Origin of the sequence: Microbacterium sp. AK031, from assembly GCF_024807145.1 — a bacterium.
Taxonomy (GTDB): Bacteria; Actinomycetota; Actinomycetes; order Actinomycetales; family Microbacteriaceae; genus Microbacterium.
In genome coordinates this window covers 90,800-104,472 of sequence record NZ_JANUCA010000009.1, presented here as the reverse complement: position 1 = coordinate 104,472, position 13,673 = coordinate 90,800, and the positions used below count along the sequence as shown (strand labels likewise).

Annotated in this window: 16 protein-coding genes; 3 read left to right on the top strand and 13 right to left on the bottom strand. The window is 67.4% G+C overall.

What is annotated here, in order from left to right; all coding sequences use genetic code 11:
• Positions 1-19: 19 nt before the first annotated feature.
• The 6 genes from HDC95_RS15590 to HDC95_RS15565 form a co-directional block, all read right to left on the bottom strand.
• Positions 20-823: an SseB family protein gene (locus HDC95_RS15590; protein ID WP_259064551.1), complete on the bottom strand. Its 804-nt coding sequence runs from the start codon at positions 821-823 to the stop codon at positions 20-22.
• A complete protein-coding gene (priA, locus tag HDC95_RS15585; protein ID WP_259064550.1) occupies positions 807-1,553 on the bottom strand; it encodes a bifunctional 1-(5-phosphoribosyl)-5-((5-phosphoribosylamino)methylideneamino)imidazole-4-carboxamide isomerase/phosphoribosylanthranilate isomerase PriA in 747 nt (248 codons plus the stop codon). Before priA ends, HDC95_RS15590 begins: the two co-directional genes overlap by 17 nt.
• A 112-nt stretch (positions 1,554-1,665) precedes the next feature.
• Positions 1,666-2,301 carry an imidazole glycerol phosphate synthase subunit HisH gene (gene hisH / locus HDC95_RS15580; RefSeq protein WP_259064549.1) on the bottom strand — a complete coding sequence of 212 codons (636 nt, stop codon included), beginning with the start codon at positions 2,299-2,301 and terminating at the stop codon, positions 1,666-1,668.
• On the bottom strand, positions 2,298-2,921 hold the full coding sequence (gene hisB, locus HDC95_RS15575) for an imidazoleglycerol-phosphate dehydratase HisB (protein ID WP_259064548.1): 624 nt from the start codon (positions 2,919-2,921) through the stop codon (positions 2,298-2,300). The genes hisH and hisB overlap by 4 nt, the downstream gene beginning before the upstream one ends.
• On the bottom strand, positions 2,918-4,012 hold the full coding sequence (locus HDC95_RS15570; RefSeq protein ID WP_259064547.1) for a histidinol-phosphate transaminase: 1,095 nt from the start codon (positions 4,010-4,012) through the stop codon (positions 2,918-2,920). Before HDC95_RS15570 ends, hisB begins: the two co-directional genes overlap by 4 nt.
• A gap of 13 nt (positions 4,013-4,025) precedes the next feature.
• Entirely contained in the window at positions 4,026-4,400 is a 375-nt protein-coding gene (locus HDC95_RS15565) for a LysM peptidoglycan-binding domain-containing protein (RefSeq protein WP_259064545.1), read from the bottom strand.
• 311 nt (positions 4,401-4,711) lie between these two features.
• Between HDC95_RS15565 and lexA the strand changes: the two genes are divergently transcribed.
• Both lexA and HDC95_RS15555 read left to right on the top strand, forming a co-directional pair.
• Positions 4,712-5,398: a transcriptional repressor LexA gene (gene lexA / locus HDC95_RS15560; protein WP_259064544.1), complete on the top strand. Its 687-nt coding sequence runs from the start codon at positions 4,712-4,714 to the stop codon at positions 5,396-5,398.
• Positions 5,399-5,471: 73 nt separating this feature from the next.
• Positions 5,472-7,316, top strand: a complete 1,845-nt coding sequence (locus tag HDC95_RS15555) for a prolyl oligopeptidase family serine peptidase (protein ID WP_259064543.1) — start codon at positions 5,472-5,474, stop codon at positions 7,314-7,316.
• Between the two features lie 7 nt (positions 7,317-7,323).
• Here HDC95_RS15555 and smpB read toward each other — a convergent pair whose 3' ends face one another.
• The 4 genes from smpB to prfB all read right to left on the bottom strand — a co-directional run bounded on the left by smpB (position 7,324) and on the right by prfB (position 10,992).
• Positions 7,324-7,800, bottom strand: a complete 477-nt coding sequence (gene smpB, locus HDC95_RS15550; RefSeq protein ID WP_259064542.1) for an SsrA-binding protein SmpB — start codon at positions 7,798-7,800, stop codon at positions 7,324-7,326.
• A 69-nt stretch (positions 7,801-7,869) separates the two neighbouring features.
• Positions 7,870-8,784 carry a permease-like cell division protein FtsX gene (gene ftsX / locus HDC95_RS15545; RefSeq protein ID WP_259064541.1) on the bottom strand — a complete coding sequence of 305 codons (915 nt, stop codon included), beginning with the start codon at positions 8,782-8,784 and terminating at the stop codon, positions 7,870-7,872.
• Entirely contained in the window at positions 8,781-9,815 is a 1,035-nt protein-coding gene (gene ftsE, locus HDC95_RS15540) for a cell division ATP-binding protein FtsE (RefSeq protein ID WP_259064540.1), read from the bottom strand. Before ftsE ends, ftsX begins: the two co-directional genes overlap by 4 nt.
• Positions 9,816-9,882: 67 nt before the next feature.
• Entirely contained in the window at positions 9,883-10,992 is a 1,110-nt protein-coding gene (gene prfB, locus HDC95_RS15535) for a peptide chain release factor 2 (protein ID WP_259064539.1), read from the bottom strand.
• Positions 10,993-11,097: 105 nt separating this feature from the next.
• Here prfB and HDC95_RS15530 point away from each other — a divergent pair, with 105 nt between their 5' ends.
• The gene (locus HDC95_RS15530; protein WP_259064595.1) at positions 11,098-12,312 is read left to right on the top strand and encodes an MFS transporter; all 1,215 of its coding nucleotides are present in this window, start codon (positions 11,098-11,100) and stop codon (positions 12,310-12,312) included.
• A gap of 15 nt (positions 12,313-12,327) precedes the next feature.
• On the opposite strand, the gene HDC95_RS15525 is transcribed toward HDC95_RS15530, so the two are convergent.
• From HDC95_RS15525 to HDC95_RS15515, 3 genes are read right to left on the bottom strand one after another with little or no spacing between them, the layout of a single operon-like run.
• The gene (locus HDC95_RS15525) at positions 12,328-12,753 is read right to left on the bottom strand and encodes a pilus assembly protein TadG-related protein (protein ID WP_259064538.1); all 426 of its coding nucleotides are present in this window, start codon (positions 12,751-12,753) and stop codon (positions 12,328-12,330) included.
• Complete coding sequence (locus HDC95_RS15520; protein ID WP_259064537.1) at positions 12,750-13,205, bottom strand: TadE family protein; 456 nt, start codon at positions 13,203-13,205, stop codon at positions 12,750-12,752. Before HDC95_RS15520 ends, HDC95_RS15525 begins: the two co-directional genes overlap by 4 nt.
• Entirely contained in the window at positions 13,174-13,575 is a 402-nt protein-coding gene (locus HDC95_RS15515) for a TadE/TadG family type IV pilus assembly protein (protein WP_259064536.1), read from the bottom strand. Before HDC95_RS15515 ends, HDC95_RS15520 begins: the two co-directional genes overlap by 32 nt.
• Between the last annotated feature and the right edge of the window lie 98 nt (positions 13,576-13,673).

Genomic DNA, 13,673 nt, shown 5'->3' with positions numbered 1-13,673 from the left:
GCGAGTATATGGCAGAAGTTCAGGTCGAGCGGCGGAGCTTCACCGTCAGGGAGTCCGCCAGCACGGCGACGCGGTCATCGGCGGCCCAGCGCTGCGCCAGGCGTGCGAGCACGGCGTCGAGGACGTCACGCTCGAGACCGTCGACCAGCTCGAGGATGACGACCAGCTCGGGGCCGCTCAGCCGCGCGTCCGGATCGCCCGCCTCGACGGCGACGTCGATCACGGCGAGCTCGCGCGCGACGCTCTCCTGAAGGGCTGTGAACACCTCCGGCGAAAGGAAGCTCGGCTCCCATCTCTGTCCCTGCGCCACCGCCCAGACGGCGGGGCGACGGATCACGAACTCGGTCTCCGAAGTCGGATCCAGCACGATGAGATCGGTCTGCTCTGAGGACGCGGCCAGCGCCGCACGAACGGCTTCCACCGGGATCGGCCGAGCCGTGGCATCCCATTTCTGCATCGCCGTGACAGATGAGAACACCGGCTGCACCGTGCGTCCATCGGGAGCCGCGACCGTCACGATCGACAGCTCCTGCGTCTTGTCGACGGCGAGGCCGCTGGGTGCGACGCCCTCCTCGCCCTTCTCGGCGACAAGAGGAATCAGAATCCGGGCAGATCGGAAGGCGTCGATGACCTCGACCTGGCTGCCCGCTCCGGCACGGAAGCGCTGTAGCGCGGCGAGCAGTGCGGGGTCGGCTGAGCCGTCATCCCCCGAGTGAGGGTTCGACTCGAAACTGCGGCCCTCCCAGGGGACGCCTGCGGAGTCGCCGCCTTCAGCGGCTCGACCGGCGCCGTGATCGCAGGCGTCGTCAGTCCCCTGCGACATCCAGAGCCTCTGCCAGCGTGAATGCACCGGCGTAGAGAGCCTTGCCGACGATCGCGCCCTCAACCCCGAGGTGCACGAGCTCGCGCAGTGCGGCGATGTCATCGAGGCTCGCGATTCCACCGGACGCGACGACCGGCTTCGGAGTGCGCGCAGTGACTTCGCGCAACAGGTCGAGGTTCGGACCGCGCAGCGTGCCGTCCTTCGTGACGTCGGTGACGACGTAGCGACTGCATCCGGCATCCTCGAGACGTGCGAGAACCTCCCAGAGGTCACCGCCCTCCTTGGTCCAGCCGCGAGCGGCGAGGGTCGTGCCGCGCACGTCGAGACCGACGGCCACGGCCTCGCCGTAGCGACCGATCACGTCGGCGGCCCACTCCGGGTTCTCCAGAGCGGCGGTGCCGAGGTTGATGCGCGAAGCGCCGGTCTCGAGTGCCGCATCGAGGCTGGCGTCGTCACGGATGCCGCCGGAGAGCTCCACATTCACGCTGCGGAACTGCTTGATGACCTTGCGGAGCATGGGCGCGTTGGATCCGCGTCCGAAGGCGGCGTCGAGGTCGACGAGATGGATCCACTCGGCACCCTGATCGACCCACTCGGCGGCGGCGTCCAGCGGGTCGCCGTAGCTGGTCTCGCTACCCGCCTCGCCCTGGGTCAGCCGGACGGCCTTTCCTCCGGCGACGTCGACAGCAGGCAGAAGGGTGAGCTTGGGCGTTGACGCGAAGTCGTTCATGTCATCCTCGGGTGGAGATCGATGGGCCGCGAGCGGGCACGACAACCGAGAGTAGTCCGGGTCGGCGCAGGGTTCAAAACGATGTCATGACGTAGCCGGGCAGCGCCACGGGTCAGAGGCTCTGCACCCAGTTGCGCAGCAGCTGGATCCCGGCATCCCCCGACTTCTCCGGGTGGAACTGCGTCGCCGAGAGCGGGCCGTTCTCCACGGCGGCGAGGAACGGCTTGCCGTAGGTCGTCCACGTGAGCGCCGGCTGCGGGAACGGCGGTATCACGTCGAGTTCCCAGCTCTGGGCGGCGTACGAGTGCACGAAGTAGAACCGCTCGTTCTCGATGCCGCGGAACAGCACGCTGCCCTCATCGGGCGTGACGGTGTTCCAGCCCATGTGCGGCAGCACAGGCGCGTCGAGCCTGGTCACGGTTCCCGGCCACTCGCCGAGTCCTTCGACGTCCTGTCCGCGCTCGACACCGTGCGAGAACAGCACCTGCATGCCGACGCACACCCCGAGAACGGGACGGCCGCCGGCGAGCCGACGCTCGATGATCTCGTCGCCGCCCTTGGCATGGAGAGCCTCGCGCACCGCGGCGAAGGCGCCGACGCCGGGGACGAACAGCCCGTCGGCTTCGAGAGCCGCAGTCCTGTCCCCCGTGAGGGTCGCGTCCGCCCCGGCCGCGATGAGAGCTTTGACCGCGGAGTGCACGTTGCCTGATCCGTAGTCGTAGACCGCGACGGTGGGCCTGCGTGTCACAGTGCTCCCTTGGTGGACGGGATGCCGACGACGTGCGGGTCGAGGGCCTTTGCCTGGCGGAACGCGCGCGCGAACGCCTTGAACTCCGCTTCCGCGATGTGGTGCGGGTCGCGCCCGGCCAGCACGCGTACGTGCACGGTCAGCCCCGCGCCGAATGTGATCGCCTCGAAGACGTGCCGTACCAGCGAACCAGTGAAGTGGCCGCCGATGAGGTGGTGCTCGAACCCGGCCGGCTCTCCCGAGTGCACAAGATACGGACGCCCGCTGATGTCGACGACAGCCTGGGCGAGCGCCTCGTCGAGCGGAACGAGCGCGTCGCCGTAGCGAGAGATGCCGGACTTGTCGCCCAGCGCCTCGCGGATCGCCTGTCCGAGCACGATCGAGATGTCTTCCACGGTGTGGTGGGCGTCGATGTTCGTGTCGCCGGAGGCGCGCACCGTCAGATCGGTGAGCGAGTGCTTCGCGAACGCCGTGAGCATGTGGTCGAAGAACGGCACCGACGTGTCGATGTGGCTCTGTCCTGTGCCATCGAGGTTCAGATCGAGTTCGACCGTCGACTCGGAGGTGCTGCGGGTGCCCTGTGCAGTCCGAGGGTGCTGTGCGGTGCGAGAAGCGCTCATGACGCCGATCCTATCGAGGCCAGCGCATCGAGGAATGCCGTGGTCTCTGCTTCTGTGCCTGCGGTGACTCGCAGGTGGTTCGCGATGCCGACGTCGCGCACCAGCACACCGCGGTCGCACAGCGCCTGGAAAGTCGCCTGCGGGTCTGCCACTCCCCCGAACAGCACGAAGTTCGACCAGGACTCATGCGGCTCGTAGTCGAGCGCCTCCAGAGTCGCGGTGATCCGATCACGCTGTTCGACGATCTCGTCGACCATCGCGAGCATCGTGGACGCGTTGCGCAGGGCGGCGACGGCGGCTGCCTGAGTGAGCGCGCTCAGGTGGTATGGCAGACGCACGAGCCGCAGCGCATCGATGAACGCCGGATCGGCGGCGAGATACCCGACCCGCGCGCCGGCGAACGCGAACGCCTTGCTCATGGTGCGCGAGACGGCCAGGCGCGGGCGTCCCTCGAGGAGGGTGAGAGCGGATGCCGAGTCACGAGGCGCGAACTCCTGATAGGCCTCATCCACCACCACGACCCCGCTGGACGCTTCGTAGATCGCCTCGATCACGTCGAGAGAGAGCGGGGTGCCGGTGGGATTGTTCGGAGTACAGAGCAGGATGACGTCTGGATCGAGCGCTGTCACCTGCGCCACCGCATCCTCGACGGTGATCGTGTAGTCGGGCTGACGCTCACCGGCAGCCCAGCGGGCACCGGTACCCTGTGCGAGCAAGGGATACATCGAGTACGTGGGAGCGAATCCGAACACCGTCCGCCCTGGCCCGGCGAAAGCCTGAAGGATGTGCTGCAGCACCTCGTTCGACCCGTTGCCCGCCCAGATCTGCGAAGCATCGAGGCCGTGTCCGAGGTAGTCGGCGAATCCCTCGCGCAGCGCCGTGAACTCCCGATCGGGATAACGGTTCACATCGCGCAGTGCGACGGCGATGTCGTCGAGGATGTCGCTCGCGACTTCATCGGGAACCGGATGGGTGTTCTCGTTGACGTTCAGCGCAACAGCCAGTGGGGCCTGAGGTGCGCCGTAGGGCATGAGGCCGCGAAGATCGTCGCGGAGCGGTAAGTCGCTGAGTGAAACAGTCACCCTCCCCATGTTAACGGTGAGTTCAGTGCGTGTACTGTCCAGGGATCGCGAGCTGCTGGCCTACCTGCAGCGACCCGCTGCTCAGGGCGTTGAGCTTCTCGATCTCGTTGATCACTGTTCGAGGATCTTCGGTAGGCGCGACGTCTTCGGCGATCGCCCAGAGCGTGTCACCGGGCATCACTGTCACCGTGTCGAAATCGGCGGTCGCCACCGTTTCGCCGGAAGCGAGAGCCGAGCCGCCGCTGAGAGCAGCGAAACCGATGCCCGCAGCCAGTGGGAGTGCCGCCAGAGTGACCAGCAGCCGACGTCCGCGCGTGGTCAGTCGAAGCCGGGTCGCTGCGGTCGGTGCCGTGCGAACGGGAAGGACTGCGGGGGCGCTGATGCCGATGGTGCTCATGTGATTTCTCCTCTGCCGTCTGGCTGCCTCCGGGCTTACGCCCACTTGGCGTAGCGTTCGCATTCGCTGCTCGGCCGGGAGCGGGGAATGCGAAGCTACGTACCGAATGTATCTTCGAATTCGAACATCTGTCAATACTTATTCGAAACCCGCCCGTCGAATTCACCGACACGCTCGAACAGATCTTCCGTTTCGGTGCGATTCTCGGATACGGTTCCGATAGGAACACCACACCACGGGCCACCGACATTCGAAGACGGGCACTCGTGTACACGAAGGCCAGCACCGTGAGCGCGCACAAAGGAGCACCCATGAGCGACATCTCCGTCCCCAGCCCTGAGGCCCCGCGCACCCGTCGGCGCAAGAACCTCAGCCCGAAGCAGCTGGCGATCCTCGAGGTCATCCAGACCTCGATCGCACGGCACGGCTATCCGCCGAGCATGCGCGAGATCGGCGATGCCGTCGGGCTGAAGTCGCTCTCCAGCGTCACTCACCAGCTGGGCCAGCTGGAGCTGAGCGGCTATCTGCGTCGCGACCCCGGGAAGACGCGCGCCATGGAGGTGCTCATCGACCTGCCGGGTACGAGCAGCGAGAATCCCGCCGACTCCGCGACGCCGGTCGGCGATGCCGCGATGGTGCCGCTGGTCGGCCAGATCGCCGCCGGCATCCCGATCACGGCCGAGCAGCAGGTCGAGGAGATCTTCCCGCTCCCCCGCCAGCTCGTCGGCAAGGGCGATCTGTTCATGCTCAAGGTCTCCGGCGAGTCGATGATCGATGCCGCCATCTGCGACGGCGACTGGGTCGTCGTGCGCACGCAGAACACTGCGGAGAACGGCGAGATCGTCGCGGCAATGCTCGACGGCGAGGCGACGGTGAAGACGTTCCGCCAGCGCGATGGCCACACCTGGCTGCTCCCCCGCAACTCCTCCTTCGAACCCATCCTCGGAGACGACGCCGTGGTGCTCGGCAAGGTCGTCGCGGTGCTGCGCGCGGTCTGATCCCGCGTACGCGCACCGGCTCCGCGCCGCCTCGATCGTCGTGCGTCAGATCGGAGCCGCATAGGCTCGAAACATGCAGCCGTACGGAACCTGGTCGTCTCCCTTCCACGCCGCCGACATCGCGGGATCCGCGCCGCGCATCGACGGTGCACACTTCGTCGGCGAGGAGATCTGGTGGGGTGAATCCGTGCCGGCCGAGGGTGGCCGCGTCACGGTGCGCAGCTCGACCGGAGACGTGCTGCTGCCCGAGCCGTGGAACGCACGATCGCGGGTGCACGAGTACGGCGGCGGGGCATGGACGGCGGATGCCGACGGCATCCTGTACTTCGTCGATGCCGGTGATCAGCGGGTGTACCGGATGCTGCCCGGCGAGGAGCCGGAACCGTTGACGCCCGAAGGTCCGAATCACGGAGGACTCCGGCTGCAGCACGGGCGGCTGCTGGCTGTGAGGGAGGATCTGTCGGTTGAGCCGCACCTGCGGTCGATCGTCGAGATCCCGATCGACGGCGGCGACGCTGAGGTGGTTGTGGCGACTTCAGGCTTCGTGGCGCATCCCGCCGTCTCCCCTGACGGCACCCGCATCGCTTGGGTGCAGTGGAGCGACCGTCACATGCCGTGGCAGCAGGCGCAACTGCACATCGCCGAACTCGGCGGCGATGCGATCGCGAGTATGCCCGCTCGTGCCGCGTTGCAGCCCGAGTGGATCAGCGACACCGAGCTCGTCTACGCCGACGATCCGACCGGACGCTGGCAGTTGCAGCGCATCGCTCTCGACGGGCTCGTGCGCACCTCCGGCCCGGACGTCATCGCCCCTACCGACGCCGACACCGGCTACGGCCTCTGGGTTCTCGGAAACCGCTGGTATCAACCGCTGGACCACGGCCGGATCATCGCCGTGCGCACCAACGGGTCGGACGAGGTCGCGCTGATCGAGCGAGACGGGTCCGAGAGGCGGCTCGACGTGCCAGCCACTGCCCACGTGAGCGTTGATGACGTGTCCGGCTCGCGCGTACTCCTCTCCGGCGGCGGCGCGAGCGTGAGCGCCGGGCTGTGGTGCGTGGACGTCGAATCCGGCGAAGTCGACCGGGTGCGGGGCGGCATGCCGGTTGACGACGACTGGATGCCGTCCGCCACTCGCATCACGCTCGAAGGCACGAACGGGCCAGTGCACGCCTTCGACTACGCACCGGCGAATCCCGATGCCGCAGCGCCCGACACCGAACTGCCGCCGTACATCGTCCTGGTGCACGGCGGCCCCACTGCGCACGTGGCCGGGGCGGCCTCCGCGGCGATCGCGTTCTACACGACCCGCGGCATCGGCGTGCTCGATGTGAACTACGGCGGCTCGACCGGCTACGGCCGCGCCTACCGCGAGCGGCTCGACGGTCAGTGGGGCATAACGGACGTCGACGATGTGCTCGCCGCCGCACGCGGGCTCGCCGACTCCGGGCGCGCGGACCCGCGCCGCATCGCGATCCGCGGAGGGTCGGCCGGCGGGTGGACCGTGCTCGCCGCGCTCGTGCGCGGTGGAGTGTTCAGTGCGGGCATCAGCCGCTACGGCGTCACCGATCTGCGTGCCCTCGCCCAGGACACCCACGACTTCGAGAAGCACTACCTCGATGGTCTCGTGGGGCCGTTGCCGGCAGCCGAGCAGATCTATATCGATCGCTCACCGCTCACCCACGCCGAGCAGATCGACGTGCCTGTGCTCCTGCTGCAGGGGGCGGACGACCGCGTCGTGCCGCCGTCGCAGTCGGAGGCGATCCGCGATGCGCTGGCGGCACGTGGCATCCCGCACGAATACGTCGTGTATCCAGGTGAGGGGCACGGCTTCCGGCGCGCCGAGACGATCATCGACGCGCTCGAGCGCGAACTGCGCTTTCTCGGCGAAGTGTTCGGCTTCGAGCCGCAACTGTAGGGGCCGGCTACTCCCCGACGCGATTGCGCAGGCGCATCGCGCGTTGGGCCTCTCGGGTGTCCTGGCGTTCACGGAGCGTCTGGCGCTTGTCGAACTCGCGCTTGCCCTTCGCGAGAGCGATCTCGACCTTGGCCCTGCCGTCGGAGAAATACAGCTTGAGTGGGATCAGCGTGTAGCCACCTGCGGACACCGCATGCTGCAGCTTCTCGATCTCCTCGCGGTGCAGCAGAAGCTTGCGGATGCGCTTGGCCGAATGGTTCGTCCAGTGCCCCTGCGAGTACTCGGGAATGTGCACCGAATCGAGGAAGATCTCGTTCCCCTTGACGAATGCGTACCCGTCGCTGAGGTTCGCCCGGCCCTGCCGCAGTGACTTCACTTCCGTGCCGGTGAGCACCATCCCCGCCTCGTACGACTTCTCGATGTTGTAGTCGTGACGTGCGCGACGATTGGTCGCGACGACCTTCTCCCCGCGTTCCCTGGGCATGATGCTCTCCTGATCCGTGCCGCGCAGAACGCACGACAGCCCATCAGTCTACAACGACGGCGGCGGATGCTACGTGCGCAGCCAGCGCCGGATCGCGAACCCGGCCGACAGAGCCGCCAGGATCACGCCGATGCCGATGAGCACGGGCACGACGAGCGCAGCATCCTGCATCGTCACCCAGGTGGTGATGAAGGGCACCCGGCCCTTCAGATAGCCGTTGACGCCGAAGTGCACGCCGGCGACGACAGCGGCGCTGGCCAGCACCGACCCGATGAAGGCGGCGAACACACCCTCCAGCACGAACGGCGTCTGGATGAATCGGTTCGACGCGCCCACCAGCCGCATGATGCCGATCTCCTTGCGACGGGCATACGCCGAGAGCCGGATCGTCGTGGCGATCAGCAGAATGGCCGCGATGAGCATGAGAACGGCGATGCCGACCGCGATGTACGTCGCGACGGTGAGCGCGGAGAACAGCGGGTCGAGATACTGCAGCTGATCACGCACCTCCTCGACGCCGTTGATGCCGGCGAACGCTTCGACGATCACCTGCGACTGACCAGGATCCTTGAGGGTGACGTAGAACGTCTCCGACATCTGCTCCTCGGTGAGCACGCTCGCCTGCTCTTCACCGAGCAGCTCGGTGATGTTGGCGTATGCCTCGGCTTTGGTCTCGAAGCGCAGCTCGCCGATGAGCGAAGCGAGCGGATCGCCTTCCAGCTCGGCGCGTACCTGGTCGACCTGCTCGGGCGTGGCCGCACCGTCGATGCAGCTCTCGCCGGTCGAGACGGTGGAGCACATCGAGACGGACACCTGGGCTCGCTCGGTCCAATAAGCGCGCATCGTACTGATCTGGCCCTGCATGAGAATCGCCGCGCCGACGAACGTCAACGAGACGAAGGTCACGAGCACGACCGAGATCACCATCGAGATGTTGCGCCTCAGGCCTCCAAGGGCCTCGGTGAGGATCAGTCCCACTCTCACGATGTCGGTCCCACTTCCTCGTCGTCTCGGCCGTCTGAGAGCCCAAGGCGGTCGGCCACTCCGAGCTCGGCGACGTCGACGTCCGGAAGGACGATCGGGTGCGTGCGCGGGCCGGTGGCCGCGGGCTCCGCAGCAGGAGTCGACTCGGGTGCTGCGGCGTCAGCGTCCGGCGCCGTCTGGGTGGCGGGAACGGCCGCAGCGTTGCGCGCAGCCTTCATCGACGCGATCATCTCGACGGTGAGCGGCTCGAGCGATTCGGTCTGACGCTGCACCGCCTGTACCGCGGTGAGCGCGGCTGTCGCGGCTGCACCGCGCTCCTGCTCGGGGACGAGCTGCGGGATCATCGAGCGGTCGCCGTAGCCTCCGTGCACCTCGTCTCGCACCATCTCTCCGTCGCGCAGTTCGATCACGCGGCGCTGCATCTGGTCGACGAAGGCGGCCTCGTGCGTGGCCATCAGCACGGTCGTGCCACCCGCGTTGATGCGTGCGAGCAGCTGCATGATGTCGACGGAAGTCGCGGGGTCGAGGTTTCCGGTCGGCTCGTCGGCGAGCAGCACCTGCGGACGATTGACGAGTGCACGGGCGATCGCGACCCGCTGCTGCTCGCCGCCGGAGAGCTCGTGCGGCATCCGCTTCTCCTTGCCGTCGAGCCCAACGAGAGCCAGCGCCTCAGGCACGGCCTGCTGGATGAACCCGCGGGAGGACCCGGTCACCTGCAGGGTGAAAGCGACGTTCTGGAACACCGTCTTGGTCGAGAGCAGGCGGAAATCCTGGAACACCGAGCCGATGTGGCGGCGGAAGTACGGCACTTTACGGTTCGCGAGCGAGCGCAGGTCGCGCCCGAGTACGGCGACGCGCCCGGCCGATGGCACCTCTTCGCGGAGGATGAGCTGGAGGCACGTGGACTTCCCCGAACCCGAGGCGCCGACGAGGAAGACGAATTCGCCCCGCTGGATCTCGAAGTCGACCCCGGCGAGGGCCGGTCGCTTCGTTCCGCGGTAGCGCTTGGTGACGTTCTCGAACCGAATCATGGCTTTACGAGCCTAAGCGCGTGCCCCTCGCTCGCCGCGAGCGACACCCCCTCGTACGGGAGAGAACTCAGTCGTCGTCTTTGCGCTTGCGCCAGCGGATGCCTGCAGAGATGAAGTCGTCGAGATCGCCGTCGAACACGGCGGCGGGGTTGCCCGATTCCTGGCCGGTGCGCAGGTCCTTGACCAGCTGCTGGCCGTAGAGGAAGTAGGAGCGCATCTGGTCGCCCCAGCTCGCCGTGATGTTGCCGGCGAGCTCCTTCTTCTTCGCAGCCTCCTCCTCCTTCTGCAGCAGCAGGAGTCGAGTCTGCAGCACGCGCATGGCGGCGGCACGGTTCTGGATCTGCGACTTCTCGTTCTGCATCGAGACGACGATGCCGGTCGGAAGGTGCGTCAGTCGCACGGCAGAGTCGGTCGTGTTGACGGACTGGCCGCCTGGGCCCGAGGAGCGGAAGACGTCGACGCGGATGTCACCTTCAGGGATTTCGACCGCAGTGGCCTCTTCCATGAGCGGGATCACCTCGACGGCAGCGAAGCTGGTCTGACGCTTGTCGGCGGAGCCGAACGGACTGATGCGCGCGAGGCGGTGCGTCCCGGCCTCGACCGACAGCGTGCCGAAGGCATACGGGGCATCGATCTCGAAGGTGGCGGACTTGATACCAGCGCCCTCGGCATACGAGGTGTCCATGACCTTGGCCGGATACTTGTGCTTCTCGGCCCAGCGCAGATACATGCGCATGAGCATCTCGGCGAAGTCCGTTGCGTCGTCGCCGCCCGCGCCGGAGCGGATCGTGATGATCGCGGAGCGGTCGTCGTACTCGCCGTCGAGCAGCGTCTGCACCTCGAGCTGGTTGATCACGTCGGTGAGGGCGGCGAGCTCGGAGCGCGCCTCCTGGCCTGAGTCCTCGTCGCCCATCTCATTGGCGAGCTCGACGAGCACCTCGAGGTCGTCGAGTCGCTGCGCGATGCCGGTGATGCGGGCGAGCTCCGACTGCCGGTGGCTGAGGGCGCTCGTGACCTTCTGAGCGCGCTCGGTGTCGTCCCAGAGGTCGGGTGCGCCCGCTTCCTCACTGAGCCGGGCGATTTCCTCGCGAAGTCGCGAAACGTCGACGACCTCGCTGATATCGCCGAAGGTGTGCCTGAGCGCCTGAATTTCGGCGGAGAGATCTAGTTCGAGCATGACACCCCAGCCTACCGTGGATCGCCCGCGATCTGCGGGGGTTCGACCTCGGAGTAGCGTGGCCGTGTGAGCAGCGCGTCATCGGTCCTGAGGCAGTTCGGGCCGATGGTGTATCTGCCCACGATCCTGTTCGCCCTCGGAGAGGGCGCCGTCATCCCGCTGATCCCGGTGATCGCAGCGAACATGGGCGCCGACGTGGCCTCCGCCGCGCTGGTGGCCTCTGCCCTTGTCGTCGGCCAGCTGTGCGGCAACCTCCCCGCTGGATGGGCGGTGGCCAGGATCGGCGAGCGCTTCACGATGGTGCTCGCCGGGGTGATCTCCATCGGCGCTGTGGTCGCGATGGTGCTCGCCCCCGTGCTCGCCGCCTTCGCAGCATCCGTCTTCCTGCTCGGTTTCTGTGCCGCGGCCTTCGGCCTCGCGCGGCATTCCTTCATGACGACGCGTGTGCCTGTCGCCTTCCGTGCCCGTGCACTGTCGCTGCTGGGTGGCAGCTTCCGCTTCGGCGTCTTCGTGGGGCCGTTCGTGACGGCCGCCCTGCTGCAGGTGTTCGACGAGCACGCCGCGATCTGGTTCTTCCTCGGCTGCCTGATCGTCATGGTGATTCTGGTGCTGTTCGGCCCGGATCCGGAGAAGACCACGCCGCCGGCCGCCTCGAACTCCACGCTCTCCGAGGACACCGGCGAAGTGGTGACCGGCTCGATCCCCACACTCGAGCGCGCGGGCATCTTCCGCACCATGTGGGCGTACCGCGGTGTGCTCGGCCGGCTGGGGCTTGCCGCCGCTTCCCTGTCTGCGGTGCGATCCGCCCGACAGATCGTGCTGCCGTTGTGGGGAGTGTCGCTCGGGCTCGACGCCCAGACCATCGCGCTGGTCGTCGGAGTCTCCGGTGCGATCGACTTCGCCCTGTTCTATGCGAGCGGTCAGGTGATGGACCGCTTCGGCAGGCTGTGGGCGGCGATGCCGGCCATGGTGCTGATGGGCATCGGATTCCTCGTGCTCTCCTTCACGCACGAAGGCGATTCCGCGGTGCTGTGGTTCGGGATGCTGGCGGCAGTGCTCGGAGTCGGAAACGGTCTCTCCAGCGGCATCCTGCTGACATTAGGAGCCGATACCGCACCCAAGCAGGAGCCGGCAGCGTTCCTCGGCTCCTGGCGCACGCTCACGGATGCGGGCGGTGCCGTCGCACCGCTGATCGTTTCAGGTGTGACCGCGATGGCGTCGTTGTCTGTAGCATCCGGTGTGATCGGCGTCGTGGGGCTGCTCGGGGCGCTCGGGTTCATCCGCTGGATCCCCCGTTTCAGCCCTCGACCGGATCGGTAGCGACTGCTGTTCGCCTCAACGCAGCGCGGTGCGACTCGTCGCCGTCGCTTCGAGAGGCACGCCACCCTGCACGAACGGGGAGAACAGCGGCGGATGCCAGGCTGCCGCGACCGTGACGCGAGCCGTCACACCGTCGGGAGCGGATGCCGAGACGAGAGCCGCCTCGATCGTCATCGCGTCGACGATCGCGACCGCCTGCTCCTGCACTCCGGCATCCGTCAACTCCGCACGCACCGATTCGCCGTCCACGACGAGCGTGAACCCGTCGGCTCCGGCGAGCGCCGCGGCATCGGCGAGGGAGTCGAGACGCTTCTGTGCGATGTACAGGTCGGTCGCGCACGTGCACACGAAGATCACGGCGATCGCGAGCACGACGTAGCCCAGAAGAAGCGGGAGGATGCTGCCGTCCTCATCCTCCGCGAAGGGTCGCCGCCGCGTCATCCGGTGCCCCATAGGCGCGACACCTTCTGCGCGGCGACCGCCTCGAGCGGTATGCTCGCCGCCTTGTCGAGGCCGAAGATCGGCGGCACGAACGGCAGCGAGACGCGCGTGCTCACCGTGACGATGACTGTCGCGCCCGCCGAAGGACATGCGGCGCCGGCAGGGGCACAGGACATGGACACGTCGACGCTCTCGGCATCCATTCCGTATTCATCCATCACGCTCGTGAGAACGGCATCGCTGTTCATCGCTGCGGAATCGACATCGTCCGCCTGGCCGATCACGCGAGCGGTGTGTCTGGCGGCGGCTTCGACACCGAGCAGGCTCTCCTGGACCGCGCCGAGGGTGATCACGAGGTATGCGAGCGGAACGAGCAGGATGACGCCGGTCGTGATGAACTCCAGCGCCGCGGCGCCGTCGTCATTCCTCGCCCAGAGTCTCCAACGGGGCATCCGCGTTCACCTCCATCGCGTAGGGGATGCCGAGCAGCCCGACGATGGGCAGTGTGGTGCGCACCGTCACGACCGCGGTCGGATGCCCGAGCCTGTCGCTCTCGGCTACCGCGATGTCCTCGGCGTAGGTCGCACCGACCGCCCTGGTGATGGCCAGTCGCGTGCGCTCCTCGCCTTCTTCCAGAGCGGTGTCGGCGAGCGCGGCGTAGTGCGCGCCTTCGACGGCGGCATCGTGCACCACATTGCGCACGTACACGGCGAGGCCCAGCTGCAGAACGGCGAGAGTGAGGACGGTGAGCAGCGAACCGACGAGCACGAACTCGACCGGGCTCGATCCGCGCTCATCTGCCGCCGCCTCTCGCCACCGCACGTCAGAGTCCGGATACTCGCGAGATCGCCTGCTCGAACAGTCCGGTCAGGGCCGGGCCCGCCACCGCCCAGATCAGGACGACGAGACCTCCCGACTTC

Bases quoted from the DNA above. Each gene is read 5' to 3' on its own strand.
- smpB (WP_259064542.1), bottom strand. From the start codon at position 7,800: ATGCCCAGGGAACGCGGGGAGAAGGTCGTCGCGACCAATCGTCGCGCA.
- HDC95_RS15520 (WP_259064537.1), bottom strand. From the start codon at position 13,205: ATGCCCCGTTGGAGACTCTGGGCGAGGAATGACGACGGCGCCGCGGCG.
- HDC95_RS15590 (WP_259064551.1), bottom strand. From the start codon at position 823: ATGTCGCAGGGGACTGACGACGCCTGCGATCACGGCGCCGGTCGAGCC.
- lexA (WP_259064544.1), top strand. From the start codon at position 4,712: ATGAGCGACATCTCCGTCCCCAGCCCTGAGGCCCCGCGCACCCGTCGG.
- hisB (WP_259064548.1), bottom strand. From the start codon at position 2,921: ATGAGCGCTTCTCGCACCGCACAGCACCCTCGGACTGCACAGGGCACC.
- HDC95_RS15530 (WP_259064595.1), top strand. From the start codon at position 11,098: ATGGTGTATCTGCCCACGATCCTGTTCGCCCTCGGAGAGGGCGCCGTC.
- HDC95_RS15565 (WP_259064545.1), bottom strand. From the start codon at position 4,400: ATGAGCACCATCGGCATCAGCGCCCCCGCAGTCCTTCCCGTTCGCACG.
- HDC95_RS15570 (WP_259064547.1), bottom strand. From the start codon at position 4,012: ATGGGGAGGGTGACTGTTTCACTCAGCGACTTACCGCTCCGCGACGAT.
- ftsE (WP_259064540.1), bottom strand. From the start codon at position 9,815: ATGATTCGGTTCGAGAACGTCACCAAGCGCTACCGCGGAACGAAGCGA.
- prfB (WP_259064539.1), bottom strand. From the start codon at position 10,992: ATGCTCGAACTAGATCTCTCCGCCGAAATTCAGGCGCTCAGGCACACC.
- HDC95_RS15555 (WP_259064543.1), top strand. From the start codon at position 5,472: ATGCAGCCGTACGGAACCTGGTCGTCTCCCTTCCACGCCGCCGACATC.
- HDC95_RS15525 (WP_259064538.1), bottom strand. From the start codon at position 12,753: ATGACGCGGCGGCGACCCTTCGCGGAGGATGAGGACGGCAGCATCCTC.
- priA (WP_259064550.1), bottom strand. From the start codon at position 1,553: ATGAACGACTTCGCGTCAACGCCCAAGCTCACCCTTCTGCCTGCTGTC.